General features: G+C 62.2%; 21 protein-coding genes. 14 read left to right on the forward strand and 7 right to left on the reverse strand.

Annotation, left to right across the window (positions count from 1 at the left end):
• Positions 1–65: 65 nt before the first annotated feature.
• Both QRN45_RS08180 and QRN45_RS08185 read left to right on the forward strand, forming a co-directional pair.
• A complete protein-coding gene (locus tag QRN45_RS08180; protein WP_284762933.1) occupies positions 66–1,049 on the forward strand; it encodes a leucine-rich repeat domain-containing protein in 984 nt (327 codons plus the stop codon).
• A 306-nt stretch (positions 1,050–1,355) separates the two neighbouring features.
• The gene (locus QRN45_RS08185) at positions 1,356–1,808 is read left to right on the forward strand and encodes an META domain-containing protein (protein WP_284763131.1); all 453 of its coding nucleotides are present in this window, start codon (positions 1,356–1,358) and stop codon (positions 1,806–1,808) included.
• Positions 1,809–1,874: 66 nt separating this feature from the next.
• Here the strand turns inward: QRN45_RS08185 and QRN45_RS08190 are convergent, their stop codons facing one another.
• Positions 1,875–2,165: a dihydrofolate reductase family protein gene (locus QRN45_RS08190; protein WP_284762934.1), complete on the reverse strand. Its 291-nt coding sequence runs from the start codon at positions 2,163–2,165 to the stop codon at positions 1,875–1,877.
• Positions 2,166–2,524: 359 nt separating this feature from the next.
• Here QRN45_RS08190 and QRN45_RS08195 point away from each other — a divergent pair, with 359 nt between their 5' ends.
• The 4 genes from QRN45_RS08195 (at position 2,525) to QRN45_RS08210 (ending at position 5,962) form a co-directional block, all read left to right on the forward strand.
• Positions 2,525–3,391 (forward strand): PhzF family phenazine biosynthesis protein, encoded by an 867-nt coding sequence (locus tag QRN45_RS08195; protein ID WP_241710209.1) that lies wholly within the window; start codon positions 2,525–2,527, stop codon positions 3,389–3,391.
• A 74-nt stretch (positions 3,392–3,465) separates the two neighbouring features.
• Positions 3,466–3,915, forward strand: a complete 450-nt coding sequence (locus tag QRN45_RS08200) for a MarR family winged helix-turn-helix transcriptional regulator (protein ID WP_241710210.1) — start codon at positions 3,466–3,468, stop codon at positions 3,913–3,915.
• Positions 3,916–3,920: 5 nt separating this feature from the next.
• Positions 3,921–4,487, forward strand: coding sequence for a cysteine hydrolase family protein (locus QRN45_RS08205; protein ID WP_241710211.1), 567 nt, complete (start codon positions 3,921–3,923; stop codon positions 4,485–4,487).
• Complete coding sequence (locus QRN45_RS08210; protein ID WP_241710212.1) at positions 4,484–5,962, forward strand: MFS transporter; 1,479 nt, start codon at positions 4,484–4,486, stop codon at positions 5,960–5,962. Before QRN45_RS08205 ends, QRN45_RS08210 begins: the two co-directional genes overlap by 4 nt.
• Before the next feature lie 170 nt (positions 5,963–6,132).
• Here QRN45_RS08210 and QRN45_RS08215 read toward each other — a convergent pair whose 3' ends face one another.
• Entirely contained in the window at positions 6,133–6,765 is a 633-nt protein-coding gene (locus tag QRN45_RS08215) for a LysE family translocator (protein WP_241710213.1), read from the reverse strand.
• Positions 6,766–6,884: 119 nt separating this feature from the next.
• Between QRN45_RS08215 and QRN45_RS08220 the strand changes: the two genes are divergently transcribed.
• On the forward strand, positions 6,885–8,411 hold the full coding sequence (locus QRN45_RS08220; protein ID WP_284762938.1) for an LCP family protein: 1,527 nt from the start codon (positions 6,885–6,887) through the stop codon (positions 8,409–8,411).
• A gap of 61 nt (positions 8,412–8,472) precedes the next feature.
• On the opposite strand, the gene QRN45_RS08225 is transcribed toward QRN45_RS08220, so the two are convergent.
• Entirely contained in the window at positions 8,473–8,892 is a 420-nt protein-coding gene (locus QRN45_RS08225) for a VOC family protein (RefSeq protein WP_078108931.1), read from the reverse strand.
• Positions 8,893–9,276: 384 nt separating this feature from the next.
• Here QRN45_RS08225 and QRN45_RS08230 point away from each other — a divergent pair, with 384 nt between their 5' ends.
• Positions 9,277–9,675: a DUF3054 domain-containing protein gene (locus QRN45_RS08230; RefSeq protein ID WP_241710215.1), complete on the forward strand. Its 399-nt coding sequence runs from the start codon at positions 9,277–9,279 to the stop codon at positions 9,673–9,675.
• A 61-nt stretch (positions 9,676–9,736) separates the two neighbouring features.
• Entirely contained in the window at positions 9,737–10,018 is a 282-nt protein-coding gene (locus QRN45_RS08235) for an Lrp/AsnC family transcriptional regulator (RefSeq protein ID WP_078108932.1), read from the forward strand.
• Positions 10,019–10,036: 18 nt separating this feature from the next.
• Here QRN45_RS08235 and trpD read toward each other — a convergent pair whose 3' ends face one another.
• The gene (gene trpD / locus QRN45_RS08240; protein WP_241710216.1) at positions 10,037–11,095 is read right to left on the reverse strand and encodes an anthranilate phosphoribosyltransferase; all 1,059 of its coding nucleotides are present in this window, start codon (positions 11,093–11,095) and stop codon (positions 10,037–10,039) included.
• A 148-nt stretch (positions 11,096–11,243) separates the two neighbouring features.
• On the opposite strand from trpD, the gene ctaE reads away from it, so the two are divergent.
• The 4 genes from ctaE (at position 11,244) to qcrB (ending at position 15,578) form a co-directional block, all read left to right on the forward strand.
• Positions 11,244–11,882, forward strand: a complete 639-nt coding sequence (gene ctaE, locus QRN45_RS08245) for an aa3-type cytochrome oxidase subunit III (RefSeq protein WP_078108933.1) — start codon at positions 11,244–11,246, stop codon at positions 11,880–11,882.
• An 88-nt stretch (positions 11,883–11,970) separates the two neighbouring features.
• Positions 11,971–12,759, forward strand: a complete 789-nt coding sequence (gene qcrC, locus QRN45_RS08250; RefSeq protein ID WP_078108934.1) for a cytochrome bc1 complex diheme cytochrome c subunit — start codon at positions 11,971–11,973, stop codon at positions 12,757–12,759.
• Positions 12,760–12,856: 97 nt separating this feature from the next.
• On the forward strand, positions 12,857–13,927 hold the full coding sequence (gene qcrA / locus QRN45_RS08255) for a cytochrome bc1 complex Rieske iron-sulfur subunit (protein WP_241710217.1): 1,071 nt from the start codon (positions 12,857–12,859) through the stop codon (positions 13,925–13,927).
• Positions 13,905–15,578, forward strand: coding sequence for a cytochrome bc1 complex cytochrome b subunit (gene qcrB, locus QRN45_RS08260; protein ID WP_078108936.1), 1,674 nt, complete (start codon positions 13,905–13,907; stop codon positions 15,576–15,578). Before qcrA ends, qcrB begins: the two co-directional genes overlap by 23 nt.
• Before the next feature lie 93 nt (positions 15,579–15,671).
• Here the strand turns inward: qcrB and QRN45_RS08265 are convergent, their stop codons facing one another.
• Positions 15,672–16,463 carry a GntR family transcriptional regulator gene (locus QRN45_RS08265; protein WP_284762940.1) on the reverse strand — a complete coding sequence of 264 codons (792 nt, stop codon included), beginning with the start codon at positions 16,461–16,463 and terminating at the stop codon, positions 15,672–15,674.
• A gap of 169 nt (positions 16,464–16,632) precedes the next feature.
• Between QRN45_RS08265 and QRN45_RS08270 the strand changes: the two genes are divergently transcribed.
• Positions 16,633–16,926 (forward strand): HPr family phosphocarrier protein, encoded by a 294-nt coding sequence (locus QRN45_RS08270; RefSeq protein WP_241710218.1) that lies wholly within the window; start codon positions 16,633–16,635, stop codon positions 16,924–16,926.
• A 106-nt stretch (positions 16,927–17,032) separates the two neighbouring features.
• Here QRN45_RS08270 and QRN45_RS08275 read toward each other — a convergent pair whose 3' ends face one another.
• The gene (locus QRN45_RS08275; protein ID WP_078105136.1) at positions 17,033–17,434 is read right to left on the reverse strand and encodes a cytochrome c oxidase subunit 4; all 402 of its coding nucleotides are present in this window, start codon (positions 17,432–17,434) and stop codon (positions 17,033–17,035) included.
• A complete protein-coding gene (gene ctaD, locus QRN45_RS08280; RefSeq protein WP_241710219.1) occupies positions 17,431–19,149 on the reverse strand; it encodes an aa3-type cytochrome oxidase subunit I in 1,719 nt (572 codons plus the stop codon). Before ctaD ends, QRN45_RS08275 begins: the two co-directional genes overlap by 4 nt.
• Positions 19,150–19,156 lie beyond the last annotated feature (7 nt).

Here is a 19,156-nt window from a genome sequence, read left to right on the forward strand (position 1 = left end):
CATGCAGGGCCTGGCAAGTCACTAAGGGTCATTAGAGTGTGAAATTACCGAAGGAGGGGAGCCGGGTGACTGAAAACGTCCTTGGCGGCGACTATCCGTTCTTTCGTGTCATCGAGTCCCCAATCACAGCCCACATGCTGCGACCGCTCGACCCGCGTTGTCATACAGTACAGTTCGGCAAGGCGCTAACGGAGAGCGACTATAGGCGGCTTTCCGAATGGATCGCGCAGTATCCCTCAGTCACCCTACGAGCGTACGCCTCCTACGATGGCTCCATCCGTGACCTGGATTTTCTTCGATTTTTTCCCGCGCTCCACAAGTTCTCCGCAGACACGCTCTACCACTCACTTGAGTCAATAGATGGTCTGGGCTACCTTCCCGAATCGGCCTCGATGATTGGACTCGGGCAGACGAAAAAGAAGCTGTCGCTCAAACCCTTGGGTCGCTTCACTAGCCTCCGCCGCCTCTATCTGGAGGGACAGACAAAAGACATCGAAACGATCTCCGAGCTAAGGAGCCTACGAAGCGTCACCCTCCGGTCCATTACGCTGGCAGATTTATCCATTTTGCAGCCTCTTAGGCAACTCCGGGCGCTCGACCTCAAACTGGGTGGCACTCGCGATTTGGCACTCCTACCCACCATCGGCAAACTCGACTATCTGGAGCTTTGGATGGTACGGGGCCTGCACGACCTCTCCCCCGTAGCTCAGCTGGAAGACCTCAGCTATCTCTTCCTTCAATCCCTGAAACAGGTCACGCAACTTCCCGATCTCTCGCGACTCACGCACCTAGAGACAGTCTGGCTTGAGACCATGAAGGGTCTCACCGATTTGTCGCCTCTGCTGACAGCCCGTTCGCTCCGACGGGTCGGGGTTGTCGATATGGCACATCTGCAGCCGGAGGACGTAGGAGTATTGGCTGGCCACCCAGGGCTTCAAGAACTCAGGGCGGGACTGGGGAGCAAGCGCAAGAACGACGCTGTTAGGAAGCTCGTCCCGTTACCGGATGGCGAACGTTGGGCAAAACCCGAAAGTCTCTCTGCCGACTAGTTCCGAAGGTCTTGAGCATCGACAGATACCCACCAGCGCTTAGCCGGAGCTGGGCAGAATAGTTCAGGATCGAATATGCACGGTTACCAGTAGAAGTGATTCGGTTGCGGAATTTGCAGATTAGGACCCGTTGTTGGTACCCCCGCTTCTCCCAAGCGCGCAGTCGCAACCAAGCTGCCAACGAAATCCAGTGACAAAGCCCTCCGGCCACGTATACGCTCCGATCAGCTTCAATCCTCAGGGGGTTCGATGAAGCATTCACGATTGTGGCAAATCAGTTTTTGGCTGCTATTTTCCGGCCTGCTAATGACTTCTTGTGCATCCGGTCCGGTGGGCAAATCAGGGACTGACGTCGCAACGCCAACCCCGAACGTTTCCACGCCTCCCCTGGCGACATGTAAGCCATTCCTGCCGTCCGCGCCATGTTCGCAATTCGTCAGCATTTTGGGGACATCCAACGGCGTCAACCTGACGTGGGTGGCGGCAGGCGGGTTGAGAGTGGAACTGTATTCCGTCAACGGGGTGCTTCAATTCGCGGCGAAAACCCCTTGCAATCCGATCAGTGGACCGGCGACGATCACAGGGAACACCCTCACACTCGGCAAACTCGCAGCTGGGGCAATGGGCTGCGCCGGCGAGTCTTCTGCGCAGGAGCAATGGGTCACGCAATTCCTGAGTCGCCCCATCGAAATGTCGTTCGTCCAAGACACTCTGACCTGGACGAGCGGAGGGGACACCCTCCGCTTCAAAAGCAAATAGCAGCCGCTCGTTTCAGCTTTAGCATTCCTCCAGGCGGGATACCCTGCGGGGGCGCCCCCCCGTCCATCACGGGCTCCTCCCCCACCAGGTTCCAAACCGCGCACGTTTGGCGGGATAGGTGAGCAAATCGAGCTGGTCCACCAGGTTGTTGGCGAGTAGCCATCGGACCAGAACACCGCTGCCCGGGACCAGCAGCTCGCCGTCGTGATCCGCTTTCAGCTCAGCGATCGCTGTGGCGAGGTCGCCGGCCAGGACCGTGGTGCCCGACCATTGCGGGTCGGTGAGGCTGGAAGACGCCACGTACTTGGGCCGGCTGTTCAACGCGGCCGCGATCTGGTTGGTGCTCGGATCGATCATCGCCCCCCCAATAAGGGGCAAAGATCTCGTACGTGCGCCGCCCGAAGAGGAACGCGGACGCAGCGCCATAAACCTGGCTGAGGTAGTCCCCCGTTTCTGAATCGAGAAGCAGGATCGCCCATCCCCCGCGGTCAAAGCCGCCTCTGCGATCTTCGTCGGCTCCCCCCGGGCCCTGCATCACGCCGTCCACCGTGACGTTTGTCGTCGTCGTCAACCTCATGTCGTTTCACTTCACCCCGTCGAACAACGGTCGCGGACCCCTTCCGGACCCACGCCACTTGCCCTCATTGTCCCGAGTGTCAACGCCCTTGTCCGGGTACCGCCGTCGAATGACGCCGACTCCGTGCGACGATAACCGGATGGAACAGACACCGGAAGTACTCCGCTATGCCGCCTTTACCGCCACGCCCGACGGCGGAAATCCGGCGGGAGTCGTCCTCGACGCAAGGAGCCTCGACGACGCCGGGATGCAGGCCATCGCTTCTGGCATCGGTTACGCGGAAACGGTCTTTGTCACCGAGGTCGCCGTTGACGGGGACACCCGCCGAAACCGTGTGCGGTACTTCTCCCCCATCGCCGAAGTACCGTTTTGCGGCCACGCGACCATCGCTTTGGCTGTCGCGCTGTCAGGACGCGACGGTGCGGGAACCTTTGTGTTCGATACGGCGGTTGGGCCAGTGGTGATCGGGACGGCGTTACGCGGTGCTGCTGTGACAGCAAGCTTCACGAGCGTGGAGCCGCGAATCGCCGAGTTCGCCGACGGCGTTCTGGACTCCCTCCTCGGATTGCTCGGCGTGGGCCAAGGCGAATTGCACCCGGGCTACCCTCCGATGGTCGCCTTTGCCGGAAACTGGCACCCCATTCTCGTCTTCGCCGAACGCAGCACCTTCGACTCCTTCGTTTTCGACCCGGATGCCATGCGCGCGCTGATGGATGCCAAGGGTTGGGCCGGCACCGTCACGACGCTCTGCGAGATCGGTCGCGGCGAGTTCGACTCGCGCAACCTGTTCCCAGTAGGAACCATCACTGAGGATCCCGCGACAGGTTCAGCCGCCGCGGCTTTCGGCGCATACCTCCGGCTGCTTTCGCTCGTGGAGACGCCAAGCCGGGTCATTGTCCATCAAGGCAGCCACGTCGGCCGCCCGAGCGTCCTTACCGTCGACATTCCGTCCCAGGGCGGGATCGTCGTCAGTGGCGAAGCCGTGGAGATTGCCGAGCCCTCATAAGCAATCCAGGCCCGGCCAAAAAAATAGTAAGGTTACCTTTTCAGTTTGCCTTACTATCTGGTAGCGTCGTTGTTATGAACCCCAGCCCGGATGCGGACGCGGCAGGAACGCTCGAAGCTGCCGCCGAGCTTCGTGTCCTCATTGGCCAGTTGACCCGACGGCTGCGTGAGCAGTCCCAAGTGGACAACCTGACGAATGCGCAAAAGGCCGTGCTGATCCACTTGGAGCGGGACGGCCGGGCCACGTTGTCCGCGCTGGCCCGAGCCGAGGGAATGCGTCCCCAATCCATGGGGGCTATCATCTCCGCCCTTTCCAGCCTGGGACTCGTTGAGAGCGGACCTGATCCGGCCGACGGCCGTCAGCGGATCCTGTCCCTGACAGCCGAGGCCCGTGAGAGCATCAGCGCCAGCCGGGCGGCCAAAGCCGATTGGCTTTACCGCACCATCCTGTCCAAACTCACGCCGGACGAGCGCGAACAACTGCCCGGCGCCGTTCACCTACTCAAACGCCTTTTGGAGCCGTGATACACATGACCATCACCACGTTGGACCCACAGACAGCCCTGATCGTTGTTGACCTTCAGCGGGGCATTGTTGCCTCCCCGAAAGCCCACCCGCTGGAGCCGATTGTGCAGAATTCCGCAGCCCTGGCTGATGCCTTCCGCAGCCACGGGCTGCCCGTGGTGCTGGTAAATGTCACCGGCGGCGCGCCGGGCCGGACAGATCAAGGCAGCACCGCGGGAAGGGAGTTCCCCGCCGATTTCGCCGAGCTCCTGCCTGAACTGAACCAGCAACCAAGCGATCACCTTGTGACGAAGAAGACATGGGGCGCCTTCACCAACACTGGCCTTGGCGCACTCCTGGAGGACCTCGGTGTCACCCACGTTGTGCTGACCGGTGTTGCCACAAGCATTGGCGTGGAATCCACCGCGCGGAGCGCCCACGAAGCCGGCCTGAATGTCACCTTGGCCCTGGACGCTATGACCGATATGAACATGAACGCCCACGAGAACTCCGTCACGACGATATTCCCCCGGCTGGGCGAGACCGGAACGACCCAAGAAATCCTGGACGTGCTCAAAGCCTCCCGGTCGTGACAGCGCGGGACCCCGCCCCAGCATCGAGTCCGTCCGCTGACGTGGCCAACAAGCCGCTGACTCAGCCGCGGAACCCGGCCGGTGCTCCGGCTTCCGAACAAGGGCAACGGCACTCGAACCCGCTGGGCTGGAGGTTCACGGCACCGCTGCTGCTTGGCTCCACCCTGAACCCGATCAACAGTTCGATGATCGCCACCGCGCTGGTCGGCATCGGGGCTGACTTTCGCTCAAGTCCGGGAGCCACTGCCGGGCTCATATCCGTCTTGTATCTGTGCAGCGCGGTGGCCCAACCGACCATGGGGAAACTCTCCGTCGTCTTTGGGCCCAGGCGGGTCTTCCTCTCCGGCGTCGCTATCCTTCTGGCGGCCGGAGTTGTCGGAGTGTTTGCCCCGAATCTCGGGGTGCTGCTCATTTCACGGGCGCTCATCGGCGTCGGGACCTCAGCGTGCTACCCGACGGCGATGGCGCTCGTCCGCCGGCGGGCCGACGAGTCCGGCATCGGCGTACCGGGCCGCGTGCTGGGCAACTTTTCGATCGCGGCCCAAGTGACCGCCGTCGTCGGCCTGCCCCTGGGCGGGGTACTGGCGGGCGCGTTCGGCTGGCGGGCACTGTTCGCGGTCAACATACCGCTGGCCCTCCTGGCATTCACGTTCACTTTGCTCGGAGTGGCCAAGGACGCGCCGGTCCGCAAACAGGGCTTGGGCAGCCTGCTCACCATGCTGGACCTGCCCGGGATAGCCCTCTTCGCCGGTGCAATCGTCTCGCTGCTGGTGTTCCTCTCGGCGCTCACGACGCCGGCCTGGTGGCTTGCCGCGCTGGCCGTGGTGCTGGCGGGAGCGCTGCTGGTGCGGGAACGCCAGGCACGCAGCCCGCTGATCGACGTCCGGATGCTGGGCGCGAACCGACCGTTGCAGCGTACGTACCTGCGTTCGATCCTGGCCGCGTTGGCTACATACACATCGATGTATGGCGCCAGCCAGTGGATGGAACAAAGCATGGGGCTGCACGCCGCGACCGTGGGGCTGATTCTGATCCCGCTGAGCCTGCTGAGCATCGTCGTAGCGCGGGTCGTCTCCGGCCGTGCCTGGGTCCGTTGGCCTTTGATCCTTGCCGGTGTCGCTCTGACGCTCTCCGCAGGAGTGATGCTGCTGGTGAACCACGGCTCCAGCGTTGCGTTGCTCATCGGAATGACCTTGCTGCTGGGCCTGACCAACGGCTTCAGCAGTTTCGCCAATCAGGCGGCGTTGTACCTGCAAACGACTGCCGCGGAGATCGCGGTGGCCTCGGGATTGCTGCGGACGTCGATGTACCTGGGCGCGATCGGGTCCTCCAGCGTCATCGGCATCGCCTTCGGACCGTCGGCCACCGACGCAGGTTTCCATATTTTGGCCTGGATCCTGGTCGCCATCGGGGCATCGATGGTGCTCCTGACAGCGTTTGACCGCAGCGTTCCGGCCGTCGCCGCCGAGCATTGACACCGACGGCGGGTGGTGACCCTCCCGCTCAACCTGGCGTTGACCGCCGTATTCCTCTCCGTGGTCTTTGCCCTTCAGGCGCACCGCGACAGCGGTGTCAGCTTGCTCCCCGGCCGCCTTGGCCGCGGCCAGACCGCAATGGATGATGCACAGGTGTGCGTTGTTCCCTTTCAGCTGTTCGCCGAAACCGCGGTCCCCAGGCCAAGGGCCGTAAGGATCGCGGCGGAGCTCCGTTCGAGTGCTTTCGTCACAGATGGCTTCTTCAACCAGAGAACGGCCTGGGTGGCCACCACAGACAGGATTCCCAGGTAAAGCATCGAAATAGCGAAGTCGATCACTCCGAGGAGCATCGTCAGTCCAAGGGACGCCTCCCCGGGAGGAAGGAACTGGGGCACCACGGCGAGGAAAAACAGGCCCACCTTGGGGTTCAGCATGCACGAAACAAGACCTGCGAAGAAGCTCGAGCGCAGCGTGGGGCCCGCCCAAGTGGGGTTCTCTTCCTGGTGGGCTGGTTGCCCGCGCCGGCTGTGGATAAAGGCGCTGACCCCCAGGTAAACCAAGTAGAGGCCGCCGATGATCTTCACCATCCTGTACGCCTCGGCCGACTGCTCCAGTAGGGCCGCCAGTCCAATGCCGACAAGCCCTGCCCAGAAGATGCTGCCCAACGAGGAACCGAGACCGGCCGAGAGGCCGGCTTTGACGTTCGACAGGCTGTACCTCAGGACGAGGAACGAGTCAGGGCCTGGAGTAAGGGCCAGGATCACGCACAACCCGGTGAACGCCGCTAGTGAACTCAGAGTCATGTTCCCATTGAATCATCGCGCGGCATTTGGACCGTGTACCGCGGGCCTCACGGAACCTTCCCAGAGCCCCCAGCTACAATAGGGCCGTCCGTATTTCCCCTGGAGAGGTAGTTCCCCTTTTGGTCACTCGCCACGATGCACCCAGCCCGGAGCCGGGCCAGTCGCCCCCTGTCGCCTACCCGGGCCAGGGAAAGCTGGCTGCCCGCAGCCGGCGGTTCAGCTTTCGTCGTTCGCCCCGCTGGTTCAAAATCACCAGCGCCGCAGTGGCTGTCCTGCTGATCGCAGTCATCGCGTTTGGAGGGTATTGGGTATGGCGCCTTCAGGCCAATATCTCATCGTCCGCACTCGGCGCCGGTGGCATCAGGACGGAAGGGCCGGTTGACGACAGCAAGGACCGCCTGCAAATCCTCGTTCTGGGTACCGATACCAGGAGCGGCAAGAACGGGCAGTTCGGCACCACAGACCAGTCCTCCGGCTACGGCCAATCGGACGTCATGATGCTGCTGGACATTTCCGCGGACAACAACCATGTCAACGTGATCAGCTTCCCCCGCGACTTGTTGGTCGACGTGCCGGCTTGCACTGACAGCAAGACCGGCAAGCAATACCCCGAACGGCAAAATGCGATGATCAACAGCGCGATGGCCGAAGCCGGCATCGGCTGCGCTGTTGACACCGTCAACAAGCTCACGGGTTTGGAGGTTGACCACTTCATGATGGCCGACTTCAATGCAGTGACCGAACTGTCCAAGGCCGTCGGCGGCGTCGACGTCTGTGTGAGTACCGCAGTCAACGACCCCGACTCCGGGCTGCATTTGCCTAAGGGCACTTCGCAGGTGGAAGGTGACCAGGCACTTGCGTTCCTGCGCACGCGCCACGCATTTTCCGACGGCGGGGACCTCGGACGGATCAAGGCGCAGCAATCGTTCCTCGGTTCCCTCGTGCGGAAGCTCAAGGCTGACGGAACGCTCGGCAACCCCCAGAAGATGCTGAGCATCGCCGACACAGTCACGAAGAACCTCACCGTCGATGACGGACTCGCCTCGGTTCCGGCCCTGTTGACCATCGCGGGCAGGCTCAAGAATATTGACCCGGCCAAGGTCAACTTCATCACGGTGCCCAACGTGCCGGCCGCGTCCGATCCCAACCGGCTCGACCTTGACCAACCGGCGGCGAGCAACTTCTTCGCTGCCCTGACGAAGAGCCCCGATCTCAGCCAGCCCGCACCAAGCGCAGCGGCGTCCCCGGCTCCATCCACTGCAACGTCGAAAGCCGGTTACGACAAGGCCCTTCAACCGATCACCGTCGCCAATGGAACAGGCGTGACCGGCAGGAGCCAGGAGATCGGATCGATTCTCTCCGCCGGAGGCTTCACGAAACTGGCCAAGATCCAAGCCGATGCCAGGCCACAGACAATGGTCTACTACGGTGCGGGCTTTGCCGATGTTGCTGCGGACGTCGCCGCGATGTTCGGGTTGCCCGCGACGAGCGTGCAGCAGGTAGCGAGTGTCCAGGGAGTGCAGCTCTACGCCGGGCAGGACTTCGCCACCGGGGACAAGCCGACACTTCCGGCCCCCAAGCCCAACGATGTGGTTGCCCAGACCGCTCAAGACCAGACCTGCCAGACAACCAACCCGGTCGGATAGCCGGAAGACAGAGCGCCCTCCGCCTCGCAATGCGTGGCGGAGGGCGCTTTCTGTTTTCTTGCTACTGAGGCTGCTCGCCCGAAACGTTGACCAGCCAGGCAATGCCGAACTTATCCGTCAACATCCCGAAGATGTCGCCCCACGGCGCCTTCTCCAGTGGAACGGTGATCGTGCCGCCGTCGGCCAGTCCGTTCCAATAGCCGCGAAGTTCTGCTTCGTCGTCACCGCTGAGCGACACCGAGATGTTGTTTCCCGGACTGTAATCCATGCTGTTGGGGGTGTCTGCGGCCATGAGCTGCAGTCCGTTATCTGTTTTGAGCGCGGAGTGCATGATCTTGTCGCCCTCGGCGGGGTCTTCGCTCGCGTGGAACTCGGCGAAGGTGCTTTGGGTCAGCTCGCCCCCGAAGACCGACTGGTAGAAGGCCATGGCCTCCTTGGCGTTGTCCCGAAAGCTGATGTACGGGTTGAGGTTCGTGGTCATTACATGGCTCCTCAGTGTTCAGGGCAGCACGATCAGCTACCTTTTCGTCATGCTAACAGCGCCGGCTGCGCCCATCCACAGCCCAAAATTACCGCGCCCGACGGCGGCTGACCCGGTTCCCGTACGCTCCTTGTCCCGGAGGCGCGGAGTTCTTCAACAACGGGCCGGAGATCGGGTACGCCAAGTAAAACGCCGATGCCCGGCCGAGGTCGCTGGCGCGCCGGACAACGTGGATCAACCTCATGGTGTACCTCCGGGAATTGCGGGTCGATTCACGTGCGGTTGCCACATCTTCCGCGGTACTCAATCTTGGTTCAAGAGCCTGCCGGCATGCGGAGGGCCTTCAGTTCGAGTTCGGCTTAGCTGCGCGATAAGGTCGTTTCCATGCCTGCTGCAAAATCGACCCTGGTCCGCACTGCCCTCATCGCCGGACTGGCCGACGCCATTCTCATTCTTGTTTTCGCGGCCATCGGCCGCGACGCGCACCAACGCGCCGACGTCCTGACAGGGGTCTTTTCCACGGCCTGGCCCTTCCTTGCCGGTGCGGCGATCGGCTGGCTCGCCGCGAGGGTCTGGCGGGCACCGTTCCAGACCTGGCCGGCCGGCGTCGCCGTGTGGATTGGAACCGTGGCCGGTGGCATGCTCCTGCGTGCGGCCACCGGGCAGACCGTGGTGATCGCCTTCATTATTGTCGCCCTCATCAGCTTGGGGATCCTGCTGCTCGGCTACCGCGCTGTGATCGCCCTGGTAGTGCGGGTCCGTCGGCGGAGCCGCCAGTCCTGAGCGCCCGCCGATGTACTAGGCTTGCTACGTCCATCGCCGCACTTCGGAAAGGCCGCCCCCAGTGATCACCGCTTTTGTCCTGATCAAGACCGACGCTTCACGTATCCCGGAGACGGCCGAAGAGATCTCCGCCATCCAGGGGATCAGCGAGGTCTACTCCGTCACCGGGGAATGGGACCTTATTGCCGTGGCGCGCGTGGCGAAGCATGAGGAATTGGCGGATGTCATCGCCGACAAGCTCTCCAAGGTCCCCGCGGTGGTTCACACCACCACGCACATCGCCTTCCGCGCCTACTCGCAGCACGATCTGGACGCCGCGTTCTCGCTGGGCTTCGAGCAGTAACCGCCGGCGCCCCGACGCCTACCTTTGGGTGAGTCCAACCCACGTGTCGAGGACCCGGGCAGCTGCTCCCGAGTCGACGGACTCCGCAGCACGCAGCCAGGCCGATTTCATTCGGTCCAGGAAAGGGCCGTCGGCAGCAGTCTCGTAAGCCACCAAGCCCGCGGCGGCGTTGAGCAAGACGGCATCCCGGACCGGACCCGCCTTCCCGCCAAGCACTTCGCGCACGACGGCGGCATTCGCCGCGGCGTTGCCGCCTCGAAGATCGGCCACGGTCGCCGGAGCAATCCCGAGATCTGACGGCGAGAACCGCTGTTCGGTGACCTGCCCGTTCCGGATTTCCCACACCGTGGACGGACCTGTGGTGGTGAGTTCATCGAGGCCGTCTTCCCCGCGGAAAACCAAACCCCGGCTCCCCCGGCGTGCCAAGACGCCGGCGATCAGCGGAGCCATGGTGGCGTTGGCAACGCCCACGGCTGAAGCCTGGACATGGGCAGGGTTGGTCATCGGACCCAGGAAATTGAAGGCGGTGGGAACACCAAGTTCAGCCCGTACAACACCGGTATGCCGGAAGGACGGGTGGAATACCTGGGCGAAGCAAAAAGTGATCCCTGCCTCTTCGGCGTTGCGGGCGACGCGCTCGATCGGCAAGTCAAGCCTCACGCCCAAGGCTTCCAGGACATCGGCGGAGCCCGACGACGACGACGCGGCGCGGTTCCCGTGCTTTACGACCCGCGCTCCAGCGCCGGCCGCCACAAGGGCAGCCATCGTCGAGATGTTGACCGTGTTGAGTCGATCGCCGCCCGTGCCCACAATGTCCAGCTTTTCGCCCGGGATGCTCACGGCTTTGGCGTTGGACAGCATCGCCTCGACCAGTCCGGTGACTTCCTCCACGGTTTCGCCCTTGGCGCGCAGGGCAACCAAGAAACCGGCGATCTGGGACGGGGTTGCTTCCCCGGACATGATCGTGTTCATGGCCCATGCCGTGTTCTCGACCGTGAGGTCATGCCCGTTGATCAAGGCAGAGATGAGTCCGGGCCATGAGTTGCTTGCCTGCTGTGCAGATGCCTGTGAAGTCACCACTTGATGCTAGCGATCCACCGTGCTCCGTGACCAATGCGAAGGAGGTCGGGAACTTTTCCGCGCGAATTCGCGTGTTTGTAGAAAAAGTCTCCCCAAATGGCGGTTCGCATTGGGAAGTCCGGACTTTTACAGACATAATGTCCTTGTGACATCTGCGACCCATGCCCCCAGTACCCCGGCGCACCCGACGCTGAATCGCCCCAATTTGGTTTCCGTTGGAACCGTTGTGTGGCTTTCCAGTGAGTTGATGTTCTTCGCCGGTCTCTTCGCCATGTACTTCACGCTGCGTTCCACGTCAGGCGCGTTGTGGGCGGACGAAACCGGCAAGCTCAACTTCCCGTTTGCGCTTGTAAACACGATCGTCCTTGTGTCAAGTTCCTTCACTTGCCAGATGGGCGTCTTCGCCGCCGAGCGACTTGAACCGCGCCGTCGAGGCGGTGTGCTGCAGTTCACCCGCTGGGGCATGAACGAATGGTTCCTCCTGACGTTCATCATGGGCGCCATCTTCGTTGCCGGCCAGAGCACGGAATACGCCATGCTTGTGTCCGAGCACGTTACGCTCTCCGCCAACGCCTACGGTTCCGCTTTCTACATGACTACCGGCTTCCACGGCCTGCACGTCATCGGCGGCCTCATCGCCTTCCTGTTCATCATTGGCCGCGCATACGCCGCCAAGAAGTTCGGACACTTTGAAGCGACCTCGGCAATCGTCACCTCGTACTATTGGCACTTCGTGGATGTTGTGTGGATCGGCCTCTTCCTGGTCATCTACGTCCTGAAGTAGCCCGGCACCGACTCTTGTTCCACAAGAGGATGAATTTTAAAGAAGCGGCTCACGGAGCCGACGCAGGATCGAATAAAGGAACCACCACGTGAAGGCACTCTCGCAGAAGCGACGTCATCCACTGGCAGCAATTGCGCTGCTGTTGTTGGGACTCCTCGTCACTGGTGGGCTTTACGCCGTTGCCACAACGGTCAACCAGGCGAAGGCAGACACCACTACCTTCAGCGCCAGCGACGCCCAGGAGGGCGGCAAGCTCTTCGCCGCAAACTGCGCCACCTGCCACGGCATGGGCGCAAGCGGAACGAAGGACGCTCCGTCGCTGGTCGGCGTGGGTGCTGCTGCAGTTGACTTCCAGGTTGGCACCGGCCGTATGCCCATGCAGATGAACGGACCCCAGGCCCAAGAAAAGCCAAGGCAGTTCAACGACCAGCAGACTCAGCAGCTCGCGGCTTACGTCGCCTCGCTGGGTGCTGGTCCGGCAATTCCCGACGCATCGCTGCTCGACGAAAAGGGTGACGCCGCGAAGGGTGGCGAGCTCTTCCGCGTCAACTGCGCGATGTGCCACAACGCTGCCGCAGCCGGCGGTGCCTTGACCCGTGGAAAGTTCGCTCCGGCGTTGGCCGGGGTTTCGGGACAGCACATCTACGAAGCCATGGCCACTGGTCCGCAGAACATGCCCGTCTTCAACGACGCCAACATCTCTCCTGAGGGCAAGCGCGACATCATCACCTTCCTGAAGACGATCGAAGCCAACGGGTCGCCGGGCGGAAACGACCTCGGATCCCTGGGTCCGGTTTCCGAAGGTCTCTTCGTCTGGGTCGCAGGCCTCGGCGTCATCATCGCCTTCACCATCTGGCTGACGTCCCGCACGTCATAACCCGGACGCACTAAGAACTTCTGCTGTCCCCACAGCAGTTTGAATTGAACATTAACCCGGTTAAGGCCGGGACAACGAGAGAAGGATGAGGCGAATTATGGGCAACCATAGTGACGGCAGTCCGAACCACTCGGGCACCGTAGCTACGGCTGGTCAGAATGATGTGGAGAAGTTCCAGGATCCTGGGCTCCCTCCGCACCGTTTGCGCCTGGCTGACACGGATCCGAGAGCCGCCAAGCGAGCCGAACGACAGGTAGCCATACTCTTCGGCATATCTGTCATCGGCACGGTGATCTTCCTGGTGTCGTACTTTGCCATCGATCTGCACACCGATGGATCGATCGCAACGATCCGCAACCAAAACCTGTTGCTTGGCCTTGGCACCGCATTTGCGATGCTCGGCATCGGCACCGGTATCGTGCACTGGGCCAAGGCCCTCATGCCGGACCACGAGGTATCGGAAGAGCGCCACGCCATCCGTACCGAGGAAGACCGGCAGGCAGCCGTGCGGATCGTCGAGGACATCGTCGAGGAAACCGGCATCAAGCGTCGCCCGCTGATCCGCAACACCCTTTTGGGTGCTGTGGCCCTGGCTCCCCTCCCGGCCCTGGCCGTATTCGGTGACCTTGGACCCCGTCCGGACGACAAGCTCGCACACACCATGTGGGCACCCCAGGACGGCAAGCTCAAGCGCCTCACCCGCGACCCCGATGGAACTCCGATCAAAGCGTCCGACGTGACCATCGGTTCTGCGTTCCACGTGATCCCGGAAGGCCTCAACGAACTCCAGGAAGGCAAGCTCAACGCGAAGGCCAAAGCCGTCGTTTTGCTGATGCGCCTGAACCCGGAGGACTTGACGATTTCCAAGGGCCGCGAAACCTGGAGCTACAACGGAATCGTTGCCTACTCCAAGATCTGCACCCACGTCGGTTGCCCCGTTGCCCTTTATGAGCAGCAAACGCACCACCTGCTGTGCCCGTGCCACCAGTCAACCTTCGACCTCACCAAGGAATGCAAGGTTATCTTCGGCCCCGCCAGCCGTCCGCTCCCCCAGCTGCCCATCGCGGTGGACGCTGAGGGCTACCTCGTAGCCACGAGCGATTTCAAAGAACCTGTAGGACCGAGTTACTGGGAGCGTGACGAGCATGAGCGCCTCATCAACAGCTGAAGTCCCCTTCGTACCTAAAACCAAGGTTGGCCGGATCACGGACTTCGTTGACGAGCGTGTCGGCGGATCCGGAATCCTGCGTGAATTCGGCCGGAAGGTCTTCCCCGACCACTGGTCCTTCATGTTCGGTGAGGTGGCGCTGTATTCCTTCGTCATCCTCCTGATGTCGGGTACGTTCCTGACGTTCTTCTTCGACCCGTCGATGGCTGAGACCCACTATTCGGGTTCTTACACCCCGCTGACAAATGTCGAAATGTCCGTCGCGTACAACTCGTCGCTGAACATCTCGTTCGACGTCCGCGGTGGCTTGTTCTTCCGCCAGGTCCACCACTGGGCGGCCCTGCTGTTCGTGGCGTCCCTTGGTGTGCACATGCTGCGTGTCTTCTTCACGGGCGCTTTCCGCAAGCCCCGTGAAATGAACTGGGTGGTGGGCGGCGTCCTGCTCATCCTCGCCATGGCTGAAGGCTTCACGGGATACTCGCTCCCCGATGACCTGCTGTCCGGTAACGGCCTGCGAATCATCGACGGTGTCATCAAGTCGATCCCGGTGATCGGCACGTATATATCGTTCTTCCTCTTCGGGGGTGAATTCCCCGGTACGGCGATCATCGGCCGCCTGTACGTGCTGCATATCCTGCTGGTGCCGGCGATGATTCTCCTGATGATCGTCATCCACCTCTTCATGGTGGTTGTGCACAAGCACACGCAGTACCCTGGCCCGGGCCGCAACGACGGCAACGTCGTCGGCTACCCCCTGGGACCGGTTTATGCGGCCAAGGCAGGTGGCTTCTTCTTCATCGTGTTCGGTGTCGTCGCCCTCATGGCTGCGATGTTCACCATCAACCCGATCTGGAACTACGGGCCGTACGACCCCTCCCCCGTGTCTGCCGGTACCCAGCCTGACTGGTACATCGGCTTCGTCGACGGTGCCCTGCGACTCATGCCCGGCGTGGTCAACGACTTCCACTTCGAATACATCATCTTCGGCCATGTGCTGACGCTGAATGTGCTGTTGCCCGCATTGGTTCCGGCAGGCATCATTTTCACGGTGCTTTTCACGTACCCGTGGATTGAGCGCTGGATCACCAAGGACAACCGTGAGCACCACGTCCTGGACCGTCCTCGCAACGCGCCTACCCGCACCGCGATTGGTGTTGCAGGCTTTACCTGGTACTGCGTCATGTGGGCAGCGGCCGGCTCCGACCTCATCGCAACGCACTTCCACGTCGCACTGAACGATGTCACGTACTGGTTGCGCACGCTGTTCTTCATTGGCCCGATCATTGCGTTCATGGTGACAAAGCGCGTGGCCCTCGCACTGCAGCGCAAGGACCGTGAAATTGCCTTGCACGGCCGCGAAACGGGCCGCATCGTGCGCCTGCCGCACGGTGAGTTCATCGAGGTGCACGCCCCGCTGGACGACTACAAGCAATACAAGCTTGTGGGCTTCGAGTCGCCGTCCCCGTTGGCGGCCCAGCCGAACGAGCACGGCGTCGTCACTCCGAAGGAGAAGCGCCGCGCGGCACTGTCCAAGTGGTTCTTCGAAGACCGTGTTGCCCCGGCAACGCCGGCCGAGCTCGAAGCAGCGCACGGACACGGCCACCATGAGGCCATCGAATCCAGCGAAGAGCACAAGAGCCTTAGCCACTAGCTCCCGCAGATAGCAACGAGTGAGGGCCCCGTCCGCATGGACGGGGCCCTCACTCGTTGTGCTGCATCCGGGCGGTGTGCCCCTGGCTTCGAGCTAGTGGGTGCGGTAGCCCGTCGATTGGCTTCTCGTGGACCGGACGCCCGGCCGCTGCAACGGAACCCACAACTTGTAGCGGTCAGCACGGTAGTACGAGACGGAGTAGTCCACCATGGCACGGGCCACGAATGCGTGGCGCTGGATCTTGAGCAGCGGAGTACCGACATCCACGTTCAGTAGCCGCGCTGTGGATGGCGAAGCTGCGGTTGCTTCGATCATGTCCTCTCCCCACTCCATCACCAGTCCGTACTTTTCACTCAGTACGTTGTACAGGGACGTGGGAGGCGCCTCGTCCAAAAGACCTGGCACGCGGTGGGCAGGGATGAAGTTCTCGTCCACGCTCATGGGTTCGTTGTCCGCGAGGAGGAGCCTCCGGAAACGGACCAGCGGCGTGCCTTCCTCCAACTGGAGTTCCCTCGCCAGGAAGGCGCTGGCAGCGATTTGCTCAAAGCTCAGGACCTTGGCAGCCGGAACCATGCCACGGCGCTGCATTTCCTCGCTGTACGAGGTGAGCTTCACTTGCAGGTCCAGCTTGGGTTTGCGGACGAAAGTTCCCAGTCCAACCACCCGTTCGATGACTTCCTCGCCGACGAGGGCATCAAGGGCCTGCCGTACCGTCATCCTCGCGAGTCCGAAGCGTTCAGAGAGGTCCCGTTCCGACGGCAACGCCGCGCCGGGCTTGCAGGACTCCGAGATGTAGCTACGCAGGATCTCGCGCAGTTGAACGTAGATAGGAGTGCCGCTCTTGCGGTCGATCTCCCCCGCGATACGTGCTGCTTCAGCAGGCACGGCGGACCCCGGCAAAGAAATCACTCATGAAACAAGCGTAGGCCAATCCACTCGCAGGTCTAGACCAGCCGTCCGCAACACACGGTGCGGCGGCGCTAGGCTTGGGCGCTAGGCTTGTAGGGATCAAAATCGCAGTCGGCATCTGGCCGTACGAGTCAAAGGAGCCGGTTTGCCCGAGCACAAAGCCATCATCGCCGCAAAAATCGGCCTCCATGCACGGGCTGCCGCTCTGTTCGTGCGGGCCGTGACGGCCACTGGCCTGCCGGTGACGATCCGCAAGCCCGGCCAGCAAGCGGTGGATGCCCGCTCTTTGCTCGAAGTCATGACCGAAGATTTCGGATATGGCTGCGAAGTGGTCCTGGCGGTCGAGCGAGAAGCGCTGCAAGCCGGTCGCACGCTGGATGAGGTCAACGATGCCTTGGTGGCCCTTTCGGCCGTGCTGGAGGCCCTGGAGGGCTCCTGAAGGGCAATTCCCGTGATGGCATAGCTCTCAAACGGCATTCGGATACGACAAAAGACGGCGGGCCCCACCAAGTGGTGGGGCCCGCCGTCTTTGTTCACGTGTTTTTCTAGTGCGCGTGGTCTCCACGGCTGTATTCGAACACCCAACCGACCAGGGCTACGACAGCCAGGCCGGCGGCGACGAACGTGATCCAGAAGCCTACGGCCAAGCCAAGGAACCCGCCTGCACAAGACAAGCCGAGCACCAGCGGCCACCAGCTCCAGGGGCTGAAGTGTCCCTGCTCGCCGGCGCCTTCGTGGATCTCCGCGTCCGGACGGTCCTCCGGACGCATGCCGACCCGCTTACCCGTGAAACCGAGGTATGCGCCGATCATGCCTGCCAGGCCACCGACCAGGAGGATGCCGAGGGTGCCGACCCACTCATCCCAGTTGTTCAGGAAACCGTAAACCAGCGCGACCGGTACGAAGAAGAAGCTCCCCGCACCAAAAATCCAAGATTCGATTTTCATTTCGCGTCCTTCTGGTCAGCGTTGCCGAGCACCCTTGCTGCCGGCTCAGGGCTCATGGAAGTGTGGTGCTGCGCGAGTTCCGGGTGGTGGAGGTCCAAGGCAGGACGTTCGGAACGAATGCGGGGCAGCGACGTGAAGTTGTGCCGCGGCGGCGGGCAGGACGTAGCCCACTCGAGCGAGGCGCCAAAGCCCCAGGGATCGTCGACCTCGACCTTTTTGTTGCTGCGCCACGTGATGTAGACGTTCCAGAAGAACGGCAGGAGCGAGGCGCCGAGCACGAAGGACGAAATCGTGGAGAACTGGTTCATCCAGGTGAAACCGTCCTGCGGAAGGTAGTCGGCGTAACGCCGGGGCATACCCTCTACGCCGAGCCAGTGCTGGATCAGGAAGGTGCCGTGGAAGCCCAGGAACAGGAGCCAGAAGTGGATCTTGCCGAGGCGCTCGTTGAGCATCTTGCCGGTCCACTTGGGCCACCAGAAGTAGAAGCCTGCGAACATTGCGAACACCACGGTGCCGAAGACCACGTAGTGGAAGTGCGCCACGACGAAGTAGGAGTCCGAGACGTGGAAGTCCAACGGCGGGGACGCCAGGATGATGCCGGTCAGGCCGCCGAAGAGGAAGGTGACCAGGAAGCCGATGCTCCAGAGCATGGGTGTCTCGAAGGTAATCGAGCCCTGCCACAGGGTGCCGATCCAGTTGAAGAACTTCACGCCGGTGGGTACCGCGATCAGCATCGTCATGAAGGAGAAGAACGGCAGCAGCACCGATCCGGTGACATACATGTGGTGCGCCCACACGGTCACCGACAAAGCGGCGATCGCGATGGTTGCGTAGACAAGGCCCTTGTAGCCGAAGATCGGCTTGCGGCTGAAGACCGGGAAGATCTCCGAGACAATGCCAAAGAACGGCAACGCGATGATGTACACCTCGGGGTGGCCGAAGAACCAGAACAGGTGCTGCCACAAGACAGCGCCGCCGTTCTCCGGATCGAAGATGTGGGCGCCGAAGCGCCGGTCAGCGCCGAGGGCGAAGAGTGCGGCCGCGAGCGGCGGGAACGCCATGAGAACCAGGATGGCCGTCACCAGGGTGTTCCAGGTGAAGATCGGCATGCGCCACATCGTCATGCCGGGAGCGCGCATGCAGATGATGGTGGTGATGAAGTTGACCGCACCCAGGATGGTTCCGAAACCGGACAACGCCAGGCCGAAGACCCAAAGGTCACCGCCGACGCCCGGGGTGAACGTGGTGTCTGACAGCGGCGCATAGGCGAACCAGCCAAAGGAGGCGGCACCTTGCGGAGTGATGAAGCCGGACACGGCGATGGTGGAGCCGAAAAGGAAGAACCAGAAGGCCAGCGCGTTCAGTCGCGGGAAGGCGACATCGGGGGCGCCGATCTGGAGCGGCATGACGACGTTCGCGAAGCCGGCGAAGAGCGGCGTCGCAAACATCAGCAGCATCACGGTGCCGTGCATGGTGAAGAGCTGGTTGTACTGCTCCTTGGTCTGCAGGATCTGCATGCCGGGCTCGAAGAGCTCCGCACGCATCAGCAGCGCCATGACGCCGCCGAGGCAGAAGAACACGAAGGACGCGATCAGGTACATGTACCCGATGGTCTTGTGGTCCGTGGAGGTGATCCAGTTGACGACGATGCGTCCCTTGGATTTCGGTACTACGGGAGCCTCTAGGACCCCGGCTGATTGAGTATAAGTAGCCACGTCGCGT

This window comes from Arthrobacter sp. efr-133-R2A-63 (assembly GCF_030209795.1).
Taxonomy (GTDB): Bacteria; Actinomycetota; Actinomycetes; order Actinomycetales; family Micrococcaceae; genus Arthrobacter; species Arthrobacter bambusae_A.

Coding starts and splice junctions, on each gene's coding strand:
- QRN45_RS08275 (WP_078105136.1), bottom strand. CDS start 17,434: ATGAAAATCGAATCTTGGATTTTTGGTGCGGGGAGCTTCTTCTTCGTA.
- QRN45_RS08200 (WP_241710210.1), top strand. CDS start 3,466: ATGAACCCCAGCCCGGATGCGGACGCGGCAGGAACGCTCGAAGCTGCC.
- QRN45_RS08195 (WP_241710209.1), top strand. CDS start 2,525: ATGGAACAGACACCGGAAGTACTCCGCTATGCCGCCTTTACCGCCACG.
- QRN45_RS08215 (WP_241710213.1), bottom strand. CDS start 6,765: ATGACTCTGAGTTCACTAGCGGCGTTCACCGGGTTGTGCGTGATCCTG.
- QRN45_RS08205 (WP_241710211.1), top strand. CDS start 3,921: ATGACCATCACCACGTTGGACCCACAGACAGCCCTGATCGTTGTTGAC.
- qcrB (WP_078108936.1), top strand. CDS start 13,905: ATGAGCGCCTCATCAACAGCTGAAGTCCCCTTCGTACCTAAAACCAAG.
- QRN45_RS08185 (WP_284763131.1), top strand. CDS start 1,356: ATGACTTCTTGTGCATCCGGTCCGGTGGGCAAATCAGGGACTGACGTC.
- QRN45_RS08230 (WP_241710215.1), top strand. CDS start 9,277: ATGCCTGCTGCAAAATCGACCCTGGTCCGCACTGCCCTCATCGCCGGA.
- QRN45_RS08190 (WP_284762934.1), bottom strand. CDS start 2,165: ATGATCGATCCGAGCACCAACCAGATCGCGGCCGCGTTGAACAGCCGG.
- QRN45_RS08225 (WP_078108931.1), bottom strand. CDS start 8,892: ATGACCACGAACCTCAACCCGTACATCAGCTTTCGGGACAACGCCAAG.
- qcrA (WP_241710217.1), top strand. CDS start 12,857: ATGGGCAACCATAGTGACGGCAGTCCGAACCACTCGGGCACCGTAGCT.